Annotated in this window: 11 protein-coding genes; 3 read left to right on the top strand and 8 right to left on the bottom strand. The window is 72.8% G+C overall.

What is annotated here, in order from left to right; genetic code table 11:
- Positions 1 to 201 precede the first annotated feature (201 nt).
- The 3 genes from AAHZ94_RS08685 to AAHZ94_RS08675 form a co-directional block, all read right to left on the bottom strand.
- The gene (locus tag AAHZ94_RS08685) at positions 202 to 1,998 is read right to left on the bottom strand and encodes an IucA/IucC family protein (protein WP_502964609.1); all 1,797 of its coding nucleotides are present in this window, start codon (positions 1,996 to 1,998) and stop codon (positions 202 to 204) included.
- 164 nt (positions 1,999 to 2,162) lie between these two features.
- Positions 2,163 to 2,933, bottom strand: a complete 771-nt coding sequence (locus AAHZ94_RS08680) for a GNAT family N-acetyltransferase (RefSeq protein WP_502964610.1) — start codon at positions 2,931 to 2,933, stop codon at positions 2,163 to 2,165.
- Between the two features lie 1,237 nt (positions 2,934 to 4,170).
- A complete protein-coding gene (locus AAHZ94_RS08675) occupies positions 4,171 to 6,558 on the bottom strand; it encodes an IucA/IucC family protein (RefSeq protein ID WP_349991922.1) in 2,388 nt (795 codons plus the stop codon).
- A 2,167-nt stretch (positions 6,559 to 8,725) separates the two neighbouring features.
- Here AAHZ94_RS08675 and AAHZ94_RS08670 point away from each other — a divergent pair.
- A complete protein-coding gene (locus AAHZ94_RS08670; protein WP_349991920.1) occupies positions 8,726 to 9,949 on the top strand; it encodes a trypsin-like serine peptidase in 1,224 nt (407 codons plus the stop codon).
- 748 nt (positions 9,950 to 10,697) lie between these two features.
- On the opposite strand, the gene hflX is transcribed toward AAHZ94_RS08670, so the two are convergent.
- The 5 genes from hflX to miaA form a co-directional block, all read right to left on the bottom strand.
- Positions 10,698 to 12,221 (bottom strand): GTPase HflX, encoded by a 1,524-nt coding sequence (gene hflX / locus AAHZ94_RS08665; protein ID WP_349991919.1) that lies wholly within the window; start codon positions 12,219 to 12,221, stop codon positions 10,698 to 10,700.
- Positions 12,222 to 13,233: 1,012 nt separating this feature from the next.
- Entirely contained in the window at positions 13,234 to 16,575 is a 3,342-nt protein-coding gene (locus tag AAHZ94_RS08660) for an HD domain-containing protein (protein ID WP_349991917.1), read from the bottom strand.
- Between the two features lie 283 nt (positions 16,576 to 16,858).
- A complete protein-coding gene (gene dapF, locus AAHZ94_RS08655; RefSeq protein ID WP_349991915.1) occupies positions 16,859 to 17,794 on the bottom strand; it encodes a diaminopimelate epimerase in 936 nt (311 codons plus the stop codon).
- 724 nt (positions 17,795 to 18,518) lie between these two features.
- A complete protein-coding gene (locus AAHZ94_RS08650) occupies positions 18,519 to 18,995 on the bottom strand; it encodes a hypothetical protein (RefSeq protein WP_349991913.1) in 477 nt (158 codons plus the stop codon).
- A 108-nt stretch (positions 18,996 to 19,103) separates the two neighbouring features.
- Positions 19,104 to 20,054: a tRNA (adenosine(37)-N6)-dimethylallyltransferase MiaA gene (gene miaA, locus AAHZ94_RS08645; protein ID WP_349991911.1), complete on the bottom strand. Its 951-nt coding sequence runs from the start codon at positions 20,052 to 20,054 to the stop codon at positions 19,104 to 19,106.
- Between the two features lie 257 nt (positions 20,055 to 20,311).
- Here miaA and AAHZ94_RS08640 point away from each other — a divergent pair, with 257 nt between their 5' ends.
- Positions 20,312 to 20,506, top strand: a complete 195-nt coding sequence (locus AAHZ94_RS08640; protein WP_349991909.1) for a gliding motility protein — start codon at positions 20,312 to 20,314, stop codon at positions 20,504 to 20,506.
- Positions 20,507 to 20,530: 24 nt separating this feature from the next.
- Positions 20,531 to 20,773, top strand: coding sequence for an antitoxin (locus AAHZ94_RS08635; RefSeq protein ID WP_349991907.1), 243 nt, complete (start codon positions 20,531 to 20,533; stop codon positions 20,771 to 20,773).
- Positions 20,774 to 20,913: the final 140 nt, after the last annotated feature.

Genomic DNA, 20,913 nt, shown 5'->3' with positions numbered 1-20,913 from the left:
CCCCCCCCCCCCCCCCGCCCCCCGGGGCCTCCCCGCGCGCGGGGCCGTGGGCGGGGGGGCGGGGGGGGGCCGGGCCCCCCCCCCCCGGCCGGGGGGGCCCGCCGCGGGGGGCGACGGCGGCGTGCAGCAGGTCGGTGAGAGACGGTGAAGGCGAAGGAGTCATAGGAAAGCCAGCCTACGGGGCACCACTGACAGCGTTCGTCACGAGCCGCTGAGTGGGTTGGGGACGCGGCCGTGGACGGCAGCGTGAGGGCGGTCGGGACTGTCCCGGTAACCGTCCAGATGCAGGCGGTTGCGGTTCAGGCAGAGCCGCTCGATGGTCGGCGTGAGCAGGTCGAACAGCTCGAACCGCGGTGCGAGCTCCGGGAACCTGCGGTGGTGGCGGATGATCTCGGCGCGTACCAGGGACCAGAACTGGTCCTGCGAGAGGCCGAGTTGCGCCTCGTAGAGGGGGGCCAGGTAGCGGAAGACGCCGATGAACAGGCCGGAGTGGATGAACTGGGTGAGGAAGCCGGGTGGCTCGGTGAGCAGCACGCGGCGCACGTCATCGGGCATGGCGGCCAGTTCCGGCAGCGGTTGGGCGCTGACGTTGATGTCGTCGACGAAGTCCTTGATCGCGAGGCGTACCGGGACGTCGCGCTCGTCGAAGACGACGACGGTGTTCTCACCGTGTGGCGAGAAGACCGTTCCGTACCGGTAGAGGAAGCGCAGTAACGGCGGCAGGAGGGCGGCGAACAGACGGCACAGCCACTCGTGCGGTGTGAGCCCGGAGCGCGCCACCAGTTCCGCTGTGAAGGCGCGCCCCCGCGCATCGGTGTGCAACAGCGCGGCGAGGGTTCGCGCGCGCTCCCCCGGTTCGAGCTGGGGCACCAGGGGCTCGCGCCAGATGCACCCGAGCAACTCCTTGTACTGGTAGGGGACTCCGGGCAGGCGGTCGTAGAGCGGGTGTTCCACGGTGACGGACGCGGTCTCGCCGAGCAGGATGACGCGGGTCTCGTCGCGCAGGAACGGATCTGCGTCGCGCAGGCCGTGCACCCAGGCGGTGACGGCGGGCGCGGCGAGCGTGCGCTCGGTGGGCAGCCCCCGCCACACCAGCGTGTTCAGCACGGAGAGCGGGAGCTTGACGGTGCGCGCCTGTGGCCTGCTGATGTTGAGGAAGGTGCGGATGGACTGCTGCGGCAGTCGCAGGGCGTTGTCAGTGGGCAGGGGGATGATGGTGCCGTCGGCGAGTTGCGGGGCAAAGAGCGGGGCGATCACCTCGTCCCACTGCCAGGGGTGGACGGGGAGCCAGAGGTAGTCGGCGGGGTTGCGGCCGAGTTCGGACAGGGCGCGGCGGAAGGAGGTACGGGTGGGGGCGTCGAGTTCTTCGCGGTAGAGCCGGTCGGGCGTGGCCAGCTCGGGTACGCCGCGGTAGTGGGCCATGCCGCGCTGCACGGCCAGCCAGGGCAGCAGGTGGGCGCGCCGGGCTTCGGGGGCCCAGTGCGCGGCGTCGGACGCGGAGAAGCCGAGGCGGCCCTTGTTGGCGACGAGCCAGGGGTGGCCGGTCTGGTGGCCCTCCAGGTCGGCGTAGTCGAGATCGGCGAGTTCGGCGGCGGTCAAGGCGCTGGTGTGCAGGCGGACATCGGCGGCCAGGGTCGCGGTGAGCTCGCGGATCAGGTGTCCGGTGGTGTCGCCGGCCAGCCCGAGCAGGTCGTGGTGGGCCCGGGCGAGGAAGCGGAGCGGGTCGGTACAGGGGGCGAGGGAGTCCGGGTCGACGTGCCAGTGGCCGTAGGCACCCCGGCGGGCGCGGAACCGGTAGGTCACGCCGTCGATCTCGGGGAGCCGGTAGCTGACCTCGTCGGTGGCCGGGGCGTTGACGGGATCGGTGGCGGGGCTGGCGGTGGTGTCGGGGGTGTCGCCGTCTGCGGTGGTGGGGGCTGGGCCGGTGCCGCCGGGGGGCGTGGGCTGCCCGTCGGGCTCGGGGACGAGCACGCCCTCGTACGCGAACTCGGCGAACATCTTCGCCAGCATCTGGCGGCCGGCCCAGCGCCATGCGTCGGGCGGCGGCGGCGGAAAGGAAGGGGCGGGCGGGGGCAGGCGCGGGGCGCGAGCGGCGGGAGGTGCATGCGGCGGCTGGGGCCTAGGTGGTGTAGGGCGCAAAGTGGGCTCCTCGATGCCGGAGGTCAAGGGAGGTGGTGTGGTGCCCGGTCCCGGACCATCAGGGCCGCGCATTTGCCGGGAAGGGCCACCTCGGCGCTGAAGCGGAAGCCGGCGCTGAGGAAGGCCGCGACGGAGGGGACGTTGCGGAGGTCGGGTTCGGCGACGACCCGGGCGGTGTCGGGCCGGTGGCCAAGGGCCAGCTCGGAGACCGCGCGGAGCAGGGCCGTACCGACGCCCCGGCCGCGGTCCTGCACGCCGCCGACCAGCAGGTGCAGGCCAATGTCGTGGGGCCGGGCCGGGTAGTAGCGGGCGAGGGGGTCCAGGTCCGCCCGGTAGACCTCCCAGTAGCTCATCGGTACGCCGTCGAGAAGGCCGAGACAGGGCACGCTGCGCCCGTCGCCGTCGAGTTGGCCGCGTACGTGGTGCTCGGTGATCCGCGCGGGGCCGGAGAGTTCCCAGAAGGCCGCCACGGACGGATCGTTCATCCATCGGGTGAGGAGCGGGAGGTCGTGTCCGAGCTGCACCGGAGCGAGCCGGAAGGCGCCGAACGGAGTGGCGACCTGCCCCCAGCGCGCCACGTCGCCGACCAGGCGGTATGGCTGGGGTGGGGGCGAAGGTAGGGGCGTGCTGCCCGGTGCCGGTGGGCGTTCTGGGCCGCGGCCGGCGATTGGCGGTGTGGGGTGGGGGGCGGGGGCTGGCGCGTTTCCATGGAGGACGCCCGCCCGGGGCCCGTCGGGGGCATCCGCCCAGGTTCCGTAGGGGACGCCCGCCTGGGTCCCGTGAAGGTCGTCCATCGGGCGTACGGCGTCGTCCGGATGCTCCGCGCGGGCCGGGCACGCGGCGTCGGCGGCGCGTTGCAACGCGTCGTGCAGCGCGGGGAGCCATAGATCGGCGGTGTCGTCGTCTGCGGTGGTGGGGGCTGTGCCGGTGTCGATGCCGGTGCCTGCATCGGTCTTGGTGGTGCTGGTGGTTGTGGTTGTGGTGCCAGGCTTCGTGGTGCCGGTGCCGGCGGCCGTGGTGCCGGTGGCCGTGGCCGTGGCCCCGGTGTTCACAGTACTGGTGTCCGTCGTACCGGTGCTGGTGGTCCTGGTGGTCGCGGTACCTGTGCCCGTCGTACTGGTGCTCTCGGTACTAGTACGGACAGTGCCGGTGCGGGTGGTGCCGGAATCGGTGATGCCGGTGTTCGCGGTACGGGTGCCCGTCGTACCAGTGCTCGTGGTCCCGGTGGCCGCGGTACCCGTGCCCGTCGTACCGGTGCCCTCGGTACTAGTACAGACAGTGCCGGTGCGCATGGTGCCGGTGCACGTGGTGCCGGAATCGGTAGTCCCAGTGTTCGCGGTACCCGTATCCGTGGCCCCGTTGTTCGCAGCACCGGTGTCCGTCGTCCCGGTGCTCTCTGTCCTGGTACCCAGGGCGCCGGTGCACGCGGTACGGGAATCCGCGATCCCAGTGTTCGCAGTACCCGTTTCCGTGGGGTCGGCGCTCGCGGGCGCGCCCGTGGCCGCACGGGGCTGGGCCGTGTGCCCGTGTCCCCGGCCGCGGGGTGGGGTGGGCACCCGATCCGGCCCCGCCGTAACCGGGGCGCCGGATTCGGCACCGCCGTCGGCCATGGCTCGATGGGTCGTACGGGCCGTGGAGGGCGACGGATTCGTACGGCTCGGGACTGCGGGGGGCTTGGCTTCGGGGGGCGTACGGGCGGGCGCGGGGTTGGGCGGGGCGCAGTGGGAGGGACTCCCGGGGGCGAGGTGACTGGTGGGGCTGGGGCCCGTACTGTCTGCGCGGTCGGCGCTCGAAGCGTGGTTCGGCTCGGTGCTGGTGTGACGGGTGCGCGCCGTGGTGCCGGGTGTGGAGTCCGGGAGATCGGTGGGGCCTGGGGTGCTGGCGGTAACCGTGGTCCCTGTGGTGGCTGTGGCCCCTGTCGTACCCGTGTGGTCAGCGTGGTCGGTGGCCGTCTGGTGGAGGTCGGTGACGCACGGGGCGTGGTCCTGGTCCGGCTGGTTCGTCGGGAGGTTCTGGGACTTCATCGGGAGGTCACGACGCCGAGGTGACGAGTGGATTGGCGATGGTGACGTACACGGACTGGGTGTCGACCGGGCCGACCAGTTCATCCAGGCCGCACAGCCGGGTGAGCATGTTGGCCTTGCAGCGGAGCGTGGGCGTTTCGAGCAGGCGGGCGGCCAGCGGGGAGCGCTGGGCCTGCGGTTCCCTACTCGCCGCGCCCAGGAAGCGGCGGAAGGCGGCGAGCAACAGACGTTCGTCGGCGAGCTGCTGGGAGCCGAACGCGCCGATGAGGCCCAGCACGTTGTTGACGCCCAGGTAGTACGCGAAGCGTTCGTCGGTGATCGCATCGGAGACGAAGGTGTCGCTGTGCGTACCGATACCGGGCAGTCGATGATCGAGTGCGGCCCGCCGGGATTCACGGAAGTAATAGCCCTGATTGTCGCGGTACCGACCGCCGGCGGGCCAGCCGTCTGCATCGAGCAACACCAAGGTGTTCTGCTGGTGCGCCTCCAGGGCGACCCCGGCCGCGCCGTCGAGCCACAGCACCGGTCGGACGACGGTGTGCAGATAGCGCAGGAACCACTCCGTCGACACCGCGCTCAGCGACCGACCAGTGCGTGCGGCCAGTCGTTCGACCAGGTGCGCGAGGTGCGAACGCAGCCCGGTCCGATGTGGCCAGGGCCGCGGCGAGACGAGGCCGGCCAGGCACACCACGTCGTCCTCGGCGGTGAAGGGGTTGTGCCGGACGACCACGTCCAGGCCGGGCACCGGTTCCCCGTCCGGGCCATCGACGCCGAGCCAGGCGGGGTCGCGCACGATGTCGAACCCGACACCACCGGGGCAGGCGGCCCGCCACTCCTCGGCCAGCCCGCTCCGCAACAGACGGTGCACCTCGACCCCGCGCAGCAACTCCTTGCGGAGGTTCTCGCGCCGGGAGTTGGTGATGCGCAAGCCGAGGGAGAGCTTGAGCATGGCGCGCCCTGCCGGTTGGTAGACGGTGCGCACGGAGGACGTGGGGTGCCACGGGTCGCCGCACGGCCCCAGATCACGTACCAGTCCGGCCTCGACGAGCGCCTGCACGGCGCCGCGGTGCCCGACCTCCCGCGCCTGCCACGGATGCAGGGGAAGCGGAACCGTGCCATCCGGCAGCGGGGGCACCGCTCCGATGACGGAGGCGACGAGCCGGTCGGCGGACACGGGGCGACCGCGCTCGGTCCAGGCCGAATCAGCGGCGAGCACGGAGCGCTGCACGGCCAACCAGTGCAGCGGGAACGAACCGCGCTGCTCAGGCGAGTACGCACGGGCCTCCGCATCCGAGAGCCCCTCGCGGCTCTTGGGGGTCGGGTGGAGCGGGTGGCCGAGGAGGAGGGCCTGTTCGCCGGCGAGGAAGAGGCCGCCCGTGCTGGGGTCGGCCGGCGCCGAACGGCGGTCGGCGAGGAAGGTCGCGGTGCGCCGTACGGAATCCGCGACGCGGCCGACGAACGCGACGGCGTCGGCCGCTGCCCGCTCCGAGGCCGCTCCGTGCTGTGCCTCGGTGGAGGGCGTCGGAACCGCGCGGTGGGGCCCGGGGCGAACGGGATCGATGTTCCGGGGCGCGCCGTAAACGGCCCCGTGGGTGGCTCCGTAGGCAGACTCAGGGCCAGCCGCGCGCCGGTCGCCTTCGCACGCCCCGTCGAGCCCCCCGTAGGCACTCGACGGGGCGCGGTCTTCCCCGTACGCGCTGCCCTGCGCGCCTGCGACCGGATAGATGCCTGCGTCGCCAGTGGCTTCGGTGGCCGGCGGGACCACCGTGGCGAACGGCGCAAACGGCTCGGCCGAGCGACCGGCGGGCGGTTCGACAGCCGTCGCCCCGTCCTGGTTGCTGGCCGTCTGGCCGGGGTATGCGGCGGGGCCGTCCGGGGCCCACTGCCCATCGGTGAACAGCGCGGCTCCGTACGGGCCGACGCCGGCCGCACTCCCGGGGCCCCCGAACGTCGCATCGGGCGTACGAGCCATGGGGCGGCCGGTCTGGTGACGGGTCGCGTGGTGGGCGGCTTCCCTGGTGAGCAGCGCGGCGAGGGTGGGCGCGTCGACGGCCGGGGCGTCGGGCGGGCCGGCGGCCAGGGCGGGCCGGCCGAAGCGGTGCATTCCGGTCGGCGACCAGTAGGCCACGGGGACCAGCAGCACCAGCCGGCTGGCCGCCAGGGTCAGCCGGAGCACGGCGCCGTCGGGGCGGGCGGCATTGGTCTCCCGTACCCAGCAGCGCAGCAGGTTCTCGACCGCCGCCGCGTCGGCCGCCAGATGCGGATCGGTGTGGTCCAGCGGGTCGGGGCCGGGCGGGGGCTCTTGGGCGAGGGCAGCACCGCCGCGGCGGTGCTGCTCGGGGATGGACGGGGCGACGGCGCCGGACAGCGCATCGGCTCCGGAGACTGTGTTCATGCGGTGTACGGCGCGCGTCGCGGGCACGGGGCCCTACGCGTGGCGCCTTCCTCCTTCATCGGCTGACCGGGCGACGTGCCGTCCTGGCCCGGGGCACGGGCAGGACGTGGCTGGGTGCGGGTACGGAGCGGGTCGGACGTGTGGCGGGGTGGGGTGGAGAAATCCAGGACGGGGCGGCGAACTGTTCGGTGGCTGTCGTGCGGGCCGGCGGACAGTACGGGGGCGGCATGAGGGCACGGACATCCGGCCGTGGGGGGGGGGGGACGCTCCACGGGCAGGCTGGAGCACGGGGCGGGGCCCGGGGCAGCGGACACGACGAGGTACGGCGCAGAGCGCGGGCACAGCGCGCCGCAGAACCCGGGGCACCGGTGCCATATCGGGATGACGCACGGAGCGCACGCGTGCGGGCGGCCGACCCACACACGCCACGGAGCGCAGGCGGGGGCGCCCGGCACACCGCAGCACACCCCACCACGCCACGCCACGCCAGCTCGAACAGCGAGGCACACATGCGTCCTGGCTGGCTGGGGATGCCGAGGGAACGGTAACTACGCCATGCACCGTCATTGCGCGGGCGGGCGCCGTGGAAATTGCCGCGGCGCAGCCCTCCCATCCGACGCAGCGACACCACGCGCGACGCCGGCCCGCGACTGTGACGGTGCTCGCGGCGACGCCAGGCAGATCCGGTACCCCTGCGCGGAGGGGACCCCTTGCACGGAGGGGACGCAGGAAGGCGCCGGCGAAGCTTGTCGGGGCCTGGCCCACACAACCCGACACCGCGACAGCATTCGCCGCGACACCCAGCAGCTACGGCTGCGCTCACGACGACGCAATGCCGAGCCAGCGACCGTGCGCCAAGGGCGCGCGGGCGGACCCTGCAAAGCCCATCGTGGCGCGGCCCACGCCACCCGACACACCGACAGCCAGTGTGACTGCGGCCAGCGACCGCGGCCCTGGTCGCGACGGCACAACGCCAAGCCCGTAGTCCTGCCCCGCAGAGGCGCACCGCAGTCGGAAGCCGCATGCGGCGTCGTACGCCACGGAGCGCGGCCGGGGCTCCCGCTCGCCAGCGCCACAGGTCGAGCCGCACGGGCAACGCCCAGTCGCAACGGGCATCCGTGCCGGCAGGGAGTGCCCCGCCGTGCACCACGGAGCGCAGCCGTCCGCGCTCGCAACCGGTACGGGAAACCGGCCCCGCCAGGCAGCCGCCCGCTGGCAGCACACTCCCCGCCACACAACCGCACGCCGCACCGCACGCCACGGAGCGCACCGCGGCCCGCCCCATGCCGCCGCCGTCTCCACCGGCCAAGCCAGAAGCCGCGTCCCGGTCCTCCGCGGCCGACGACCGCCGCGGCGACCCACAACGCGCACCCCGCCCCACCGCCGTACCGGCCGGCTGCTGTCCAACGCTTCGAAGGCCAGTCCGCCCAGCGGCCTCGTACACCAGCGGAGGCAGTAGTGGGCCGTGGCTGCGTCGCCTGGATGAGTACGCCAAGGGGTGCTGATGGCCCCGTACATCTGGACGGCCTTCAGCAGCCCCGTGTGCGGGGGCAACCGCGGCGGGTTGGCCCTCTCCGGGAAACGGCACCGCAGGCAGGGGCGACGCCGCCAGCGGCGACGGCTGATGGTGGATGTCCCTGGCACCGGCCAGGGCGCAGCCCCGCACGAGGCATCGGATGGAGCCGGCGCGCGGGGAAGAGGGGTCGGAGCGCGGGGAAGAGGGGTCGGCATGCGGGGGCGGGGTCGGCAGAAGCCGCCCCGTGCGCCCACACGGGGCGGGGCCGCTCGGCGCCGTGCGGGTGGAACGGGGGTGCCGCGTCCTGGACATCGCTGCCGCACTCCTCCCCTGACCTGGGGCCCGGCGGGGCCCGATGTCGTCCGTCGGAGTCGGCCCGCCCGGCCTCCAGCGACAGGGCGTTCGGCGGCTGCCGACGGCCCCGGGCGCGCTCGTGGGAGCCAGGCGGGTGTACCCCGTCCGTACCAACGAGGCGGCCGGCGACGAATCACGGCCCGCCGGTGTATCCCTGACGCCACGGAACCGGGGACCCGCGTTCGGCCGTCGTACGCGTCACCGGCATAGTGGGGGGCCGCCCTCCGCCAGGGCGGTACATGACAGCTACAGATCGCTTACAGAGCAGCCCGAACATTTCCAGGGGGAGTTCCACGCATGCCTTCCATTCGCCCATCCAGCTCTCGCCAGCGCGCCAAGCGGCGGTCACTGCGCGCCCGGAACTCCTCCACCGCCCTGGCCGCCGCGGCGCTGACCACCGTGCTCGCGCTGACCGTCGCTGCCTGTGGCCCGTCGGACAACGAGGGCGGCTCCGACCCGAGCGCATCGGCTGACCAGCAGGGGTCGAACGACCTGGCGCTGCCGAAGGACATCAACGACAAGCTGAAGGACCTCGGCCTCGACCTGGACAAGTGGAAGGACGGGGCGTGGAAGGACTTCGACAAGGAGTGGCTGCGCGAGGCCGGCGAGTTCATCAACCCCATCATCAAGGACCTGTGGGACCCGGACCGGATGAAGGACGCCGAGGAGCCTGACCAGCCCGTCCAGGACGACATCGCGGACGACCAGGGCGTCACCGACCCGGAGCCGCAGCCGGTGGACGCGCAGCAGGTGCAGACGCCGTACAGCACCAACGCGCCGGAGGCCGGGAAGGTCTTCTTCGACGGCCCCGAGGGCTCAATGGTGTGCTCGGCGACCGTGGTGAAGGACCCGGCGAACCCCGGCAAGTCCAACATGGTGTGGACCGCCGGCCACTGCGTCCACGCGGGCAAGGGCGGCGGTTGGTACCGCAATGTCATGTTCGTCCCCTCGTACAACGACAGCGGCCTCTCGATAGCGGAGCTGGAGAACGCGCCCAAGGAGAAGATCGCGCCGAAGGGCCTGTGGTGGGCCGAGTGGGCGCAGACCTCTGACCAGTGGATCGAGCAGGGCGCCAAGGTGGGCGGCCAGGGCGCGCCGTACGACTTCGCGGTGCTGAAGGTCAAGCCGGAGGACGGCAGTGGCAAGTCGCTGGAGGAGACGGTCGGCGGCGCACTGCCGGTGGAGTTCGACGCTCCGGCCGTGAAGTCGATCGAGAACATGACGGCCACCGGCTACCCGGCCGCCGCCCCGTTCAACGGCCAGTCCCTGCACCAGTGCACCGACAAGCCGGGGCGGCTGTCGCTCAACGCCTCGCAGCCGACCATGTACCGCATCGGCTGCCGGATGACCGCCGGATCGTCCGGCGGTGGCTGGGTCGCCAAGGGCAAGGACGGCCAGCCCGCCCTGGTCTCCAACACTTCGATCGGCCCGGCCAACGCGACCTGGCTCGCCGGCCCGCACCTGGGTGACGAGGCCAAGGGCGTCTACACCGCGGTGAGCAAGAAGTTCGCCAACCGATGAGTTTGAGCGCCGGGCGCACACCGTAGGTACGGTGCGCGCCCGGCGCACGGCCCCGCTCCGTCCGCCGCGGCGGAGCACCTACGACGCCCCCTGTGCTGCCAACTTTCGGCCGCACAGGGGGCGTCGTCATGACTGCGGCCAGTCGCGCGCCGTCCAGTGGCTCCGTCTCCTGGCACACCTCGAAGCAGCCTGCGGCGGCGGCGCGCGGCAGACAGCGCGCCCCGATGGAGCAGGTCCGAGGCTGACGAGGTGCATCCCGGGGCGAGGTGCCAGCGCCGGGCATGCCGGCACGGATCGGTGACGCGTCTGCGTGCCCTCCCACCACGCATCGCCGCGGAGCGTGAAGCGCGGCTGCGGGCGCGTCGTACGACTGGCCGGCCGTCCCACTCGCCGTACGGGAACTGAGGGCGGCGCGTAGCCCCACGGTTCGCAGTCACTGCGAGTCACAGCCGCTGCGAGCCGACATCGCTGGCACGGGGCAGCGCGCACCGCAACGCAAGAGGGCCCGATCCGCCTCTCCGCCGATGACGGCATGGGGGCGGATCGGGCCCTCTCATTTACACGCTGGTGTCGGCCACGGCCCACACTACGGGCCCGCGTCCGCCGGCTCGTACCGTTCGGAGCTCAGCGATCACCGCACCCGCTCAGGCAGATGCCACATGCTCGAACCGAGTCCCGGGCGGTGCCGGCCCACGGGGAGCCTCGACCGGCGCACTCCGGCCACCCCCGCTCGCACGGGGACGGGCCGTTACGCGATGGCTGCCGAACCGCCGGCAGAACCCAGCGGCACGTACGGCTGGAGCTCTGCGGCCAGTTCCTCGTGCACGCGCGCCTTGAGCAGGGTGCCCTCCGACGTGTGCTCCTCGGAGAGGACCTCGCCGTCGGCGTGCGTGCGCGAGACCAGGTCGCCCCGGGTGTAAGGCACCAGCGCCTCGATCTCGACGCTCGGCCGCGGCAGTTCGACGTCGATGAGCGCGAGCAACTCCTCGATGCCCTGTCCCGTACGCGCCGAGACGGCAATCGCGTGCGGCTCGACGCGCAGCAGCCGCTGGAGCACCAACGGGTCCGCCGCGTCCGCCTTGTTGACGACCACGACCTCCGGCACGTGCACCGCGCCCACGTCGCGGATCACCTCGCGCACCGCAGCCAACTGCTCCTCCGGCACCGGGTGCGAACCATCCACCACGTGCAGGATCAGGTCGGAGTCACCGACCTCCTCCATGGTGGAGCGGAACGCCTCCACCAGGTGGTGCGGTAGGTGTCGGACAAATCCGACCGTGTCCGCCAGGGTGTACAGCCGGCCGCTCGGCGTCTCGGCCCTGCGCACCGTCGGGTCGAGGGTGGCGAACAGTGCGTTCTCCACCAGGACGCCCGCGCCGGTGAGCCGGTTGAGCAGCGACGACTTGCCGGCGTTGGTGTAGCCGGCGATGGCGACGGACGGCACCTTGTGGCGCTTGCGCTCCTGTCGCTTGATGTCGCGGCCGGTCTTCATCTCCGCGATCTCACGGCGCATCTTCGCCATCTTCTCGCGGATGCGCCGCCGGTCGGTCTCGATCTTCGTCTCACCGGGGCCACGCGTGGCCATGCCGCCACCGCCGCCGCCACCCATCTGCCGGGAGAGCGACTGACCCCAACCACGCAGCCGCGGCAGCATGTACTGCATCTGGGCCAGCGCGACCTGCGCCTTGCCCTCTCGCGACTTGGCGTGCTGGGCGAAGATGTCGAGGATCAGCGCCGTCCTATCGACGACCTTGACCTTGACGACGTCTTCGAGGTGGATGAGCTGGCCGGGGCTGAGCTCACCGTCACAGACGACGGTGTCGGCGCCCGATTCGAGCACGATGTCTCTGAGCTCCTGGGCCTTGCCCGAGCCGATGTAGGTGGCCGGGTCGGGCTTCGGGCGACGCTGGATCACACCGTCGAGCACGAGGGCGCCCGCCGTCTCCGCAAGGGCCGCGAGCTCCGCGAGGGAGTTCTCGGCATCCGCCGCCGTGCCGGACGTCCACACGCCCACCAGCACGACACGCTCCAGGCGCAACTGCCGGTACTCGACCTCGGTGACGTCTTGCAGCTCGGTGGAGAGGCCGGCGACGCGGCGCAGGGCGGCGCGCTCGGTGCGGTCGTACTGCTCGCCGTCGCGCTCCCCGTCGGTCTCGTAGCTCCAGGCAACGTCCTCTTCCATCAGGGCGTCGGCCCGAAGGTTCTCGGGGAGGCGCTGCCGGTCCGAGGAATCCGCGGCGGGGAACGACTGCTGCTGGGAAGGGGTTGTCATTGGATCCTTACGTCGTGGGAGAACGGTCCATGTCGATAACGCTCGGCCGCCCCGAACGATTCCCGGGCCGCCGCGTCGACCCCTCGATATTCCCACGCACCACCGCAACGGTCACCCAGGTTTTCGCCCCCTCCCCCACCCCGTGGACTCCCGCCCCCGCCCAGCCCCGCCAGTACGAGACCAGTACATGCCCCCGCGCGGGCGTGGCGTTGCGCTGGCCCGTATCCACAACCTGCATCCACGACGGTACGGACCGCCTCGGGCCCGTACGCGCGCGAAGGGACCTCCACGCCTGAGCCACCCCTCGCCTCGCTCCGCGGTCCGGCAACCGGACTCAGGGCCCTCGGCGGGGGTGGCTGTGCGCGTGGCGGCCCGGCCGCGACGACCGGGCGCGGGGCGGGGTGGCGGAGCTGGTGCCCGCGCCGCGGCCAGGAGCGAGGCACGGGGCCGCGGGCTCCGGACCCTGAGCGGCACGGTGTGTGGATCACCGGGGACGGAGCACGGAGCGTACGGCCCCGCACGGGGCACGGGGCACGGGGCACGGGGCACGGGGCACGGGGCACGGGGCACGGGGCAGGCTGCGGAGCATGGCCTCGGGTGCGTGGTGCGTGTGACGCGGGCGCCCTCGGGATCGTGGGTGCCGCGGCGTTCTCGGGCAGACGGTGGTGGTCGCGGGGGCCGCCCGCCCGGCTCTCAGGCTCAAACGGTTCGTACGGCCCTCATCTCAGGCACCCGAACCCACCCGAGCCCTTCGCGCGCAAGGTCGCGGCGGTTTGCGGTGCCGCCCGTCAGCTCCTGCGAGCCCTACGAACTGGCCCCTCGCACGCGGGCGCAGGCGCGCGAGGGGACACCGTGCGGAGGGTCCACAAGCGCCCCTCCACGCATCAGCCAGGCTCGCCGTCCGCTATCCGCCTGGTCGCGCAAGCCCTGGGGCCGGTCCGAGCGAGCTTCGCAGCAAGCCGACGGTGCCAGGGCGGCGCCGAGATGTGCCAGGCCGGCTGTGCCCGCCAGGTCAAGCGCTCACGGTGGCGAGTTCGTGCCCGGCCCGAGTCACGTCGTACACGCTGGGGACCTGGCGCATGGCGCGCATCAGCAGTGGCAGCCGGCCCGCATCGGGCAGTTGCAGCGTGTACGTGTGCCGTACCCGTTGCTCGTACGGCGGCTCGACGGCCGCGGAGATGACCTCGGCGCCCTGTACGGCGATGACCTCGGTGAGGTCGGCCAGCAGATGGGGCCGACTGAATGCCTCGGCGCAGAGCGTCACCCGGTAGCCGGTCGGGGCCTCGTCGGCATCGGACTGCCAGCGGACGCCGACCGGTTCGCGTCCGGTCGCGGTCATGCGCGCGACCACGGGGCACGGCGCCCGGTGCACCGTGACCGCCCCGCCCCGTACCGCGAACCCGGTGACCTCGTCCGGCGGTACGGGCGTACAGCACCCGGCCAGGCGAACCGTTGCGCCTGGCTGGTCCACGACGACGCCAGCACCGCGGCGCCTGTCAGCACCGGCCGGGGACTCCTGCTGGCCGCCTGCGGCTGCGTTCCCGTCGTGCCGCGCGTCGTGCCCTGACGCGCTCGCTGGGGCCGTGACGGCTCCCTGCACGAGCGTCGACACCCCGCCGCGCCCTGGCCCCGCGCCGCTCCCCGCCGGCGCGGCCACGGGCTCCGTCCGCGCTTCGTGGTGGCCGCCCGGGGATGCACCAGTACGCGCCCCTGTGGCCTGCCCGCCGGCGTCCGGCCCGTCGACGGCCGTGCCCCCCGCCCCCGCCCTCCCCGCCGCGCCCGCGCTGGGTGCAGCGACCCCCTCCCCGGCGTCGCCCCCGCCCCCCGTCACGCCACCGAACGACACAGCATCGGCACCGGCAGACATTGGGGATGAATCCGAGGAAACGATCAAGCCGGGCAGCGAGCCGGTCGAACCGTCCTCAGCAGAGGGCTGCGACGCGCTCTCGGCCCCGGCGGCGGGCCGCACGTCGGCTGCTCCGTACGCACCGCGCTCACCGCTCCGTTGGACGGCGCCAACAGGTGCCGTGACCGCTCCGTCGTTCAGGCCCTCGCCACCAGGTTCGGCCGCCCGTACGCGCGACTCGCTCGGGCCCGCGTCCGACGCCACGTCCCGTTTTGAGGACCGCGCGGCGACTGGGACACCGCCCGGGCTCGCCGACCGGGGCCCGGCAGCGGACGGCTCACCGCCCCGCTCCGCATCCCGCGCGCCCCTCGCCCCCTGGGCCCCGTCGTGCGGGCTCGATGCGCCGTCGTCAGCGCCACGCGCCCCGTGCCCGGTCTCCCCCGCCCCGTCCGCGAGCTCACTCGCCACGCTGCGGGTCCCGGGCTGCGGCTCGTCCGGTCCGCTCCGTGCGGTGGCCGTGCGCTCCGTGTCCCCCGCCCCGCCGGGGGCCCGTAGTTCCTCGTACTCCGTGTGCTGCTGCGCTGCCGCAGCGCCGGCGCCCTGCGACGTGCCGGTGTCGCGCTCCGTACGGGGCGACTGATCCGCCGCCGCTGCCCCCGTACCGGCGTGGGCACTGCCGGTCTCCACGGCCCCCTGCCCCGTAGCGTCGCCCCGCGCCCCCTCCGCGCGCGGGGCGACGTGCGTGCCGCTGTCGGCCGGGCCTGCGTGCGGTGCGCCGGCGTCGGGCTCCGGTAGGGCCTCGGGTAGGTCCGATGCCGCGGGGTGGGCGTCGAGCCAGTGGGTGATGGCGATCCGCGCCGCGGGCGTACGCGCGTGGGCGAGCCACTCGGGCGAGGGGCCGGACGCAGCGGCGTCCCGCCCGGTCGCCATGAGGAACTCGACGCCGTCCCCGTCCCGCAGCACCGTACTGAGCGTGGCCAGACGGCCGTTGACCCGGGCGCCCACGCAGGAGTGCCCGGCGGGCCCGTAGCGCGCGTACACGGCGTCCACACAGCTCGCCCCGTCAGGCACGCTCAGCGCCGTGCCGTCGGCGGCGAAGACGGTGATCTCGCGGTCCTGGGCGAGGTCGTCACGGAGCGAGGACCAGAAGGTGTCCGAGTCGGAGGCCGCGCGCTGCCAGTCCAACAGCCGGGACAGCCAACCGGGGCGCGTCGGGTCGACCCGCTCGCCGTCCGCCCCGTCGAGGCCGCCAAGGTGCGGTACGCCCGTCCCCTCCGTGCCGTCCGCGCCGCTCCGTGGCCCGCTGGTTCCCGCCCCGTCCGCGGGCGCCACGGCGACGGCTGGGGACGTTGCCGTGGCGGCGTACGGGTTGCCGAGTGCGACCACCCCGGCCTCGGCGACCTTGTGCATCTGCTGGGTGCGGATCAGCACCTCGGTGAGCTTGCCGCGCTCGCCCGCGATGGCGGTGTGCAGGGACTGGTAGAGGTTGAACTTGGGTGCGGCGATGAAGTCCTTGAACTCCGAGATGACCGGTGTGAAACAGGTGTGGAGTTCACCGAGGACCGCGTAACAGTCCGCGTCCTCACCGACCAGCACCAACAACCGTCCCAGGTCGGCCCCCGACAGCTCTCCGCGCTTACGGCGCACCCGGTAGACGGAAACGATGTGCCGGGGGCGCACGAGAACGTCGGCGGCGATACCCGCCTCGTCGAGCACCGTGCGCACGCTCCGTGCGGTCTCGGCGAGCGGATCGATGCGCGTGGCGTGTTCGGCGATCAGTTCGCGGGTACGGGCGTACTCCTCGGGGTGCAGGATGGCGAAGACCAGGTCTTCGAGCTCGGTCTTGAGCGCCTGCACGCCGAGCCGTTCGGCTAGCGGGATCAGCACGTCACGGGTGACCTTGGCGATGCGGGCCTGCTTCTCGGGGCGCATCACGCCCAGCGTGCGCATGTTGTGCAGGCGGTCGGCCAGCTTGATCGACATGACGCGAACATCGTTGCCGGTCGCGACGAGCATCTTGCGAAACGTTTCGGGCTCGGCCGCCGCACCGTAGTCGACCTTCTCCAACTTGGTGACGCCGTCGACGAGATACCTGACCTCCTCGCCGAACTCCTCCCGCACCTGAGCGAGCGTCACCTCGGTGTCCTCGACCGTGTCGTGCAACAGCGACGCCGTCAACGTCGTGGTCTCGGCGCCGAGTTCGGCCAGGATCAGGGTGACGGCCAGCGGATGCGTGATGTACGGCTCGCCGCTCTTACGCATCTGGCCGCGGTGCGAGGACTCGGCGAGCTCGTACGCGCGGCGCAACACCTCAAGGTCGGCGCCCGGATGGTGGCCCCGATGCACCTTGGCGACGTGCTCGATCGCATCCGGCACCCGGCCGCGCGGGGCCGGTCCGAGCAGCGCGGCGCGCCCGAACCTGCGTAGGTTACGCAGGTCGATCAGAGGGCGGGCACGCCTTCGGCCGAACGAACCCTGTTCTGCTGGGTTTGTGGCCTCTGCGCTCATGGGCACCTCCGGCGGCGTCGACCGGCGTGGCAGCGACTGCCGGGGCGCGGTCGGCCCCTAGGCCCCGAGTGGGCGCCCGTGCCGGTGCTTGATGCTACCGAGCCCACCACGCGGGGCCGAACCGCTCTCGTTGAGCGTGAACCAGATCACCCATTCGAGCGAGCAGAATGAGCAGACGCCGCGCCGACGGGGCACCGTTGACCCGCCGTACGAACCCCCGCGAACCATCCGTCAGGGTGCTACTTCCGGCATCCCGTGACGGGACGCAGCAACGCGCGCGAGGTTACGCGGCAGCTTCCCCGAGCGCAGTGTGCAGCCACGTCGGGTCGAGGACGCCTTCGGCCACGATGACGGCGGGGCCGGTCATCTCCACACTGCCGTCCGGGAGCTCGGTGATCGTCAGCCGGCCGCCCGGAACGTCCACGGTGTACGTGACGGGGTGGCCGAGCACCGCGGGGTCCAGGCCGTCCCGACGGGCCGTGGCCACCATGACGGCGCAGGCGCCCGTACCACATGACCTGGTCTCGCCCACCCCGCGCTCGTGTACGCGCATGGCGACGTGCCGGGGGCCGCGGTCCACGACGAACTCGACGTTGACGCCGTCGGGGTAGACGGCTGCGGGCCGCACCTCGGGCGCCGTGAACAGGTTGCCGGCTTCGGCGAGATCGGCCACGAAGGCGACGGCGTGCGGGTTGCCCATGTTGACGTGGCGGGCCGGCCAACTGCGCCCGTCCACCGTCACGGTGACCTCCGCGTCGGCACCGTCGGGCAGCAGGGCCCGCCCCATGCCGACGGTGACGTCGCCGCTGACGCCCTCCTCCGTCGGCAGGTCCACGCGCGCGCCGGGCTTGGCCACGTGCACCTGCCGCACGCCCGCCCTGGTCGCCACGGCGAGGTCGCCGGCTTCGGCCAACCCCGCGTAGCAGAGGTAGTGCGCGAAGACCCGCACGCCGTTGCCGCACATCTCGGCGATGCTGCCGTCACCGTTGCGGTAGTCCATGAACCACTCGGCCTCGGCCGCCATCGACTGCGCCTCGGGGTGCGCGGTGGAGCGCACGACGTGCAACAGCCCGTCGCCCCCGACGCCCGCGCGCCGGTCGCAGATGCGCGCCACGGCGTTCGCCGACAGGTCAAGACGGCCGTCCGGGTCCGGGACGATCACGAAGTCATTCTCGGTGCCGTGGCCCTTGAGGAACCGGAGCGGCTCTGTGGTGCTCATCCTTCGATCTTACGGCGCCACACGCAGCACCGACGGCGCGCCGCCCGCCGGGCGGCTCCGTACGTGCCCGCTGGTGCCCGCTGCCCCAGGTCATCGGCCGCCCCAGTACGGGGCGGGGCAGTACGGGACCGGCCTACGGGCTGGCGCTCGGGGCCAGTGTGTGGGGCGGAGGCGGGGCGGGGGCCGGTGCGATGCGAGGGCCGGGGTACGGGGCCTGTGAGGCTCGGCGCGGTTACGCCTGCCAGTGCCGGCCGCAAGGCCACCTGCACGGTCACCGTGCGGGTGCGCGGCCCTACGGCTCACCTCGTCGCGCAGAGGGCGCGCGACGCCCATCCAGCGGGGCCACGGGGCAGCGCCGCCCTGCAACCCCACCGAGGCGCAGAACACAGAACGCGCCACCCACCCCGCCCACTCACCGCACGGAGCACGGAGCACGGAGCACGGAGCACGGAGCACGGAGCACGGAGCACGGAGCACGGAGCACCCACAGGCATGCGTACGGCGCGGGGCTGCGCAAGGGATGTGTCCGCATCGGAGCGAGCGTTCGCGTAGCCCGTGGCAGTGGGCGCTGGCCCCGGCGCCGACGGCGACAGCGACAGCGACAGCGACGAACCGCTACTCGTCCGGCGGGTCGCACCAGGGCGGTGTGGCCGTACGAAGCCGTACGAGCTGCCCCGTACGTGCGCGCTCGCGGGATGGCCCGCGGGACGGTTGGCGCGGAGGGCTAGCGGAGGCGGTCGATGCGCCAGATGGCCAGGGCGGCGAGCAGGGCGACGATGGCGATGTACGCGATCACATAGCGCCAGTCGGCCTTGCTGCCGGAGCCCCGGGGCGGCAGACCGGGCCACGTGTAGCCCACGCGGCGGGCGGCCATCAGGCCCCAGCCCGCCGCGCAGCAGCTCAGCAATAGACCGAGCATGGCGACGACCGCGCCCCCGTCGCCGAACTCGAAGGCGAGCGGGAAGGCGAACATCAGCGAGCCGAGGGTGGCGAGGCCGACGATCGGTGCGATCTGCCAAATCCGCAACCGCCGCGGGGGGCGCAGGTCACGGAAGGACTGTGCGGACTCGTCCTGGGGCGCGTCGCCGTCGTCCTGGGCGTCGGGGCCGTCCGGGGTCAGCGCCTCGGACTCCTCCGGAACGAGGACGTCCGCCTCGTCCCGCGGCGCCGTCTCCGCTGTGTCGCGAGGGCTGGCCTCCATCGCCGTACGCCCTCCCCACTTTCGACATCACGGCACGATCGAAGCTCGATGATGGCACGATCGGGGCGGCCTCCACGGCGTGCGGAACGTCCCGATGCCATCACGTGATCAGGCTGTGACCGCTCGTTCGACCAACGTCAGCGCGCGTGCCTGGAGTTCCCCTTGCCGCTGTGCGGCACCACTCAACCAATGCACGCGCGCATCCCGCCTAAACCACGAATCCTGACGGCGCGCGAAGCGTTTGGTAGCGCGTACGGTCTCGGTCCGTGCTTCTTCCTCGCTGCACTCGCCCGCCAGCAGCGCGAGCACCTGCTGGTAGCCCAGGGCGCGGGAGGCGGTGCGCCCCTCGCGCAGCCCGGCGCGCTCCAGGCGCCGTACCTCGTCCACCAATCCGGCGTCCCACATCCGGTCCACCCGCCGGGCGATCCGCTCGTCCAGCTCCGGACGCTCGACGTCCACACCGATCTGCACCGTGTCATAGACGGCGCCGCCGGCCGAGTCCGCCTCGGGCAGGTTGGCGGTGAAGGGCCGGCCGGTGATCTCGATGACCTCAAGGGCGCGCACGATGCGACGCCCGTTGCTGGGCAGGATGGCGGTGGCCGCGCCGGGGTCGGCGGCGGCGAGCCTGGCGTGCAGGGGGCCGCTGCCCCGTTCGGCCAGTTCGGCTTCCAGACGGGCGCGTACGGCCGGGTCGGTGCCCGGGAACTCCAGGGCGTCGATGGCGCCCCGTACGTACAGACCGGAGCCGCCGACGAGCACCGGCGTGCGCCCCTCGGCGAGCAGCCGGTCGATCTCGGCACGGGCCAGCCGTTGGTACTCGGCGACGCTGGCCGCCTCGGTCACGTCCCAGACGTCGAGCAACCGGTGCGGCACCCCCTGCCACTCGCTCTCGGGCAGCTTGGCGGTGCCGATGTCCATGCCGCGGTAGAGCTGCATCGAGTCGGCGTTGATGACCTCACCGCCGAGGTGCCGGGCCAGGGCGGCCCCGAGATCGGACTTGCCCGCCGCGGTAGGACCGACGACGGCGATGACCCGCGGTGCGGGAACTGCGCTGTTCACCGGGCCAGTCTCGCAAATCCGGGGCGCACTCCTCGAATGAGCGACGTGACAGGGGGTTGCGGTGGTCGTTGCCCGTTGCGAGGTCTCGGCAATCCGCCGAGCGAGCGGAGTGCGTACGCGGCGGCACCATGGCGCCCGCTCCGTCCGGACCGCTGCGGCGCGAGTTAGCCTATGGAGTGATTATGGGCGTTTTTTCAAGGTTTCGCCGGTCGTCAGGTGCGGTTAATGGAACTCCTGCGCAGGTGGAGGGAGAAGCCGTGGAAGGTAGCCTGACTGCGGAATCTCCGGCTCCGGAGGAGTCTGACGCGCCACCGGCGGACTCGGCGGCGCCCGCTGCCACCGCCGAGGAAGCCGAGCACGACAGCGCGACCGTGGGCGGCGCCACGATTCCCAAGCAACAGTCCGCCGCCCGGGCGGCGGACAGCGAGGCCGGGGAGGACGCCCGTCAGTAGTCCTCCAACGAGGGAAGGTGGCCCATGGGCCTGCTGGACAATCTCAAAGCGAAGGCCGGTCAGCTCAAGGGCAAGGCCGGTGACCTCGCACAGCAGCACGGCGACAAGATCGAACGGGGCCTGGACAAGGCTGCGAAGACGGTCGACGAGAAGACCAAGGGCAAGTACAGCGACAAGATCGAGAACGGTACGGGCAAGGCCAAGGGCGCCCTCGACCGCCTCGCCCACAAGGACGACGAAGGCAAGGGACCGCAGTCCCCGTCCTGAATCGACCGACACGACACGACGGGCCCGCGCCCCCCCCCCCCCGCCCGGGGGGGGGGGGGCGCGGGTGCGTACCCGGCTAGATCACCAGGCTGAGCAGGGCGGCCATCACGAAGCCGACGACCGAGAGCACCGATTCGAGC

Source organism: Streptomyces sp. HSW2009 (assembly GCF_040240285.1).
In the GTDB taxonomy this organism is placed as follows: Bacteria; Actinomycetota; Actinomycetes; order Streptomycetales; family Streptomycetaceae; genus Streptomyces.
This window is presented reverse-complemented; position numbering and strand designations above follow the sequence as displayed.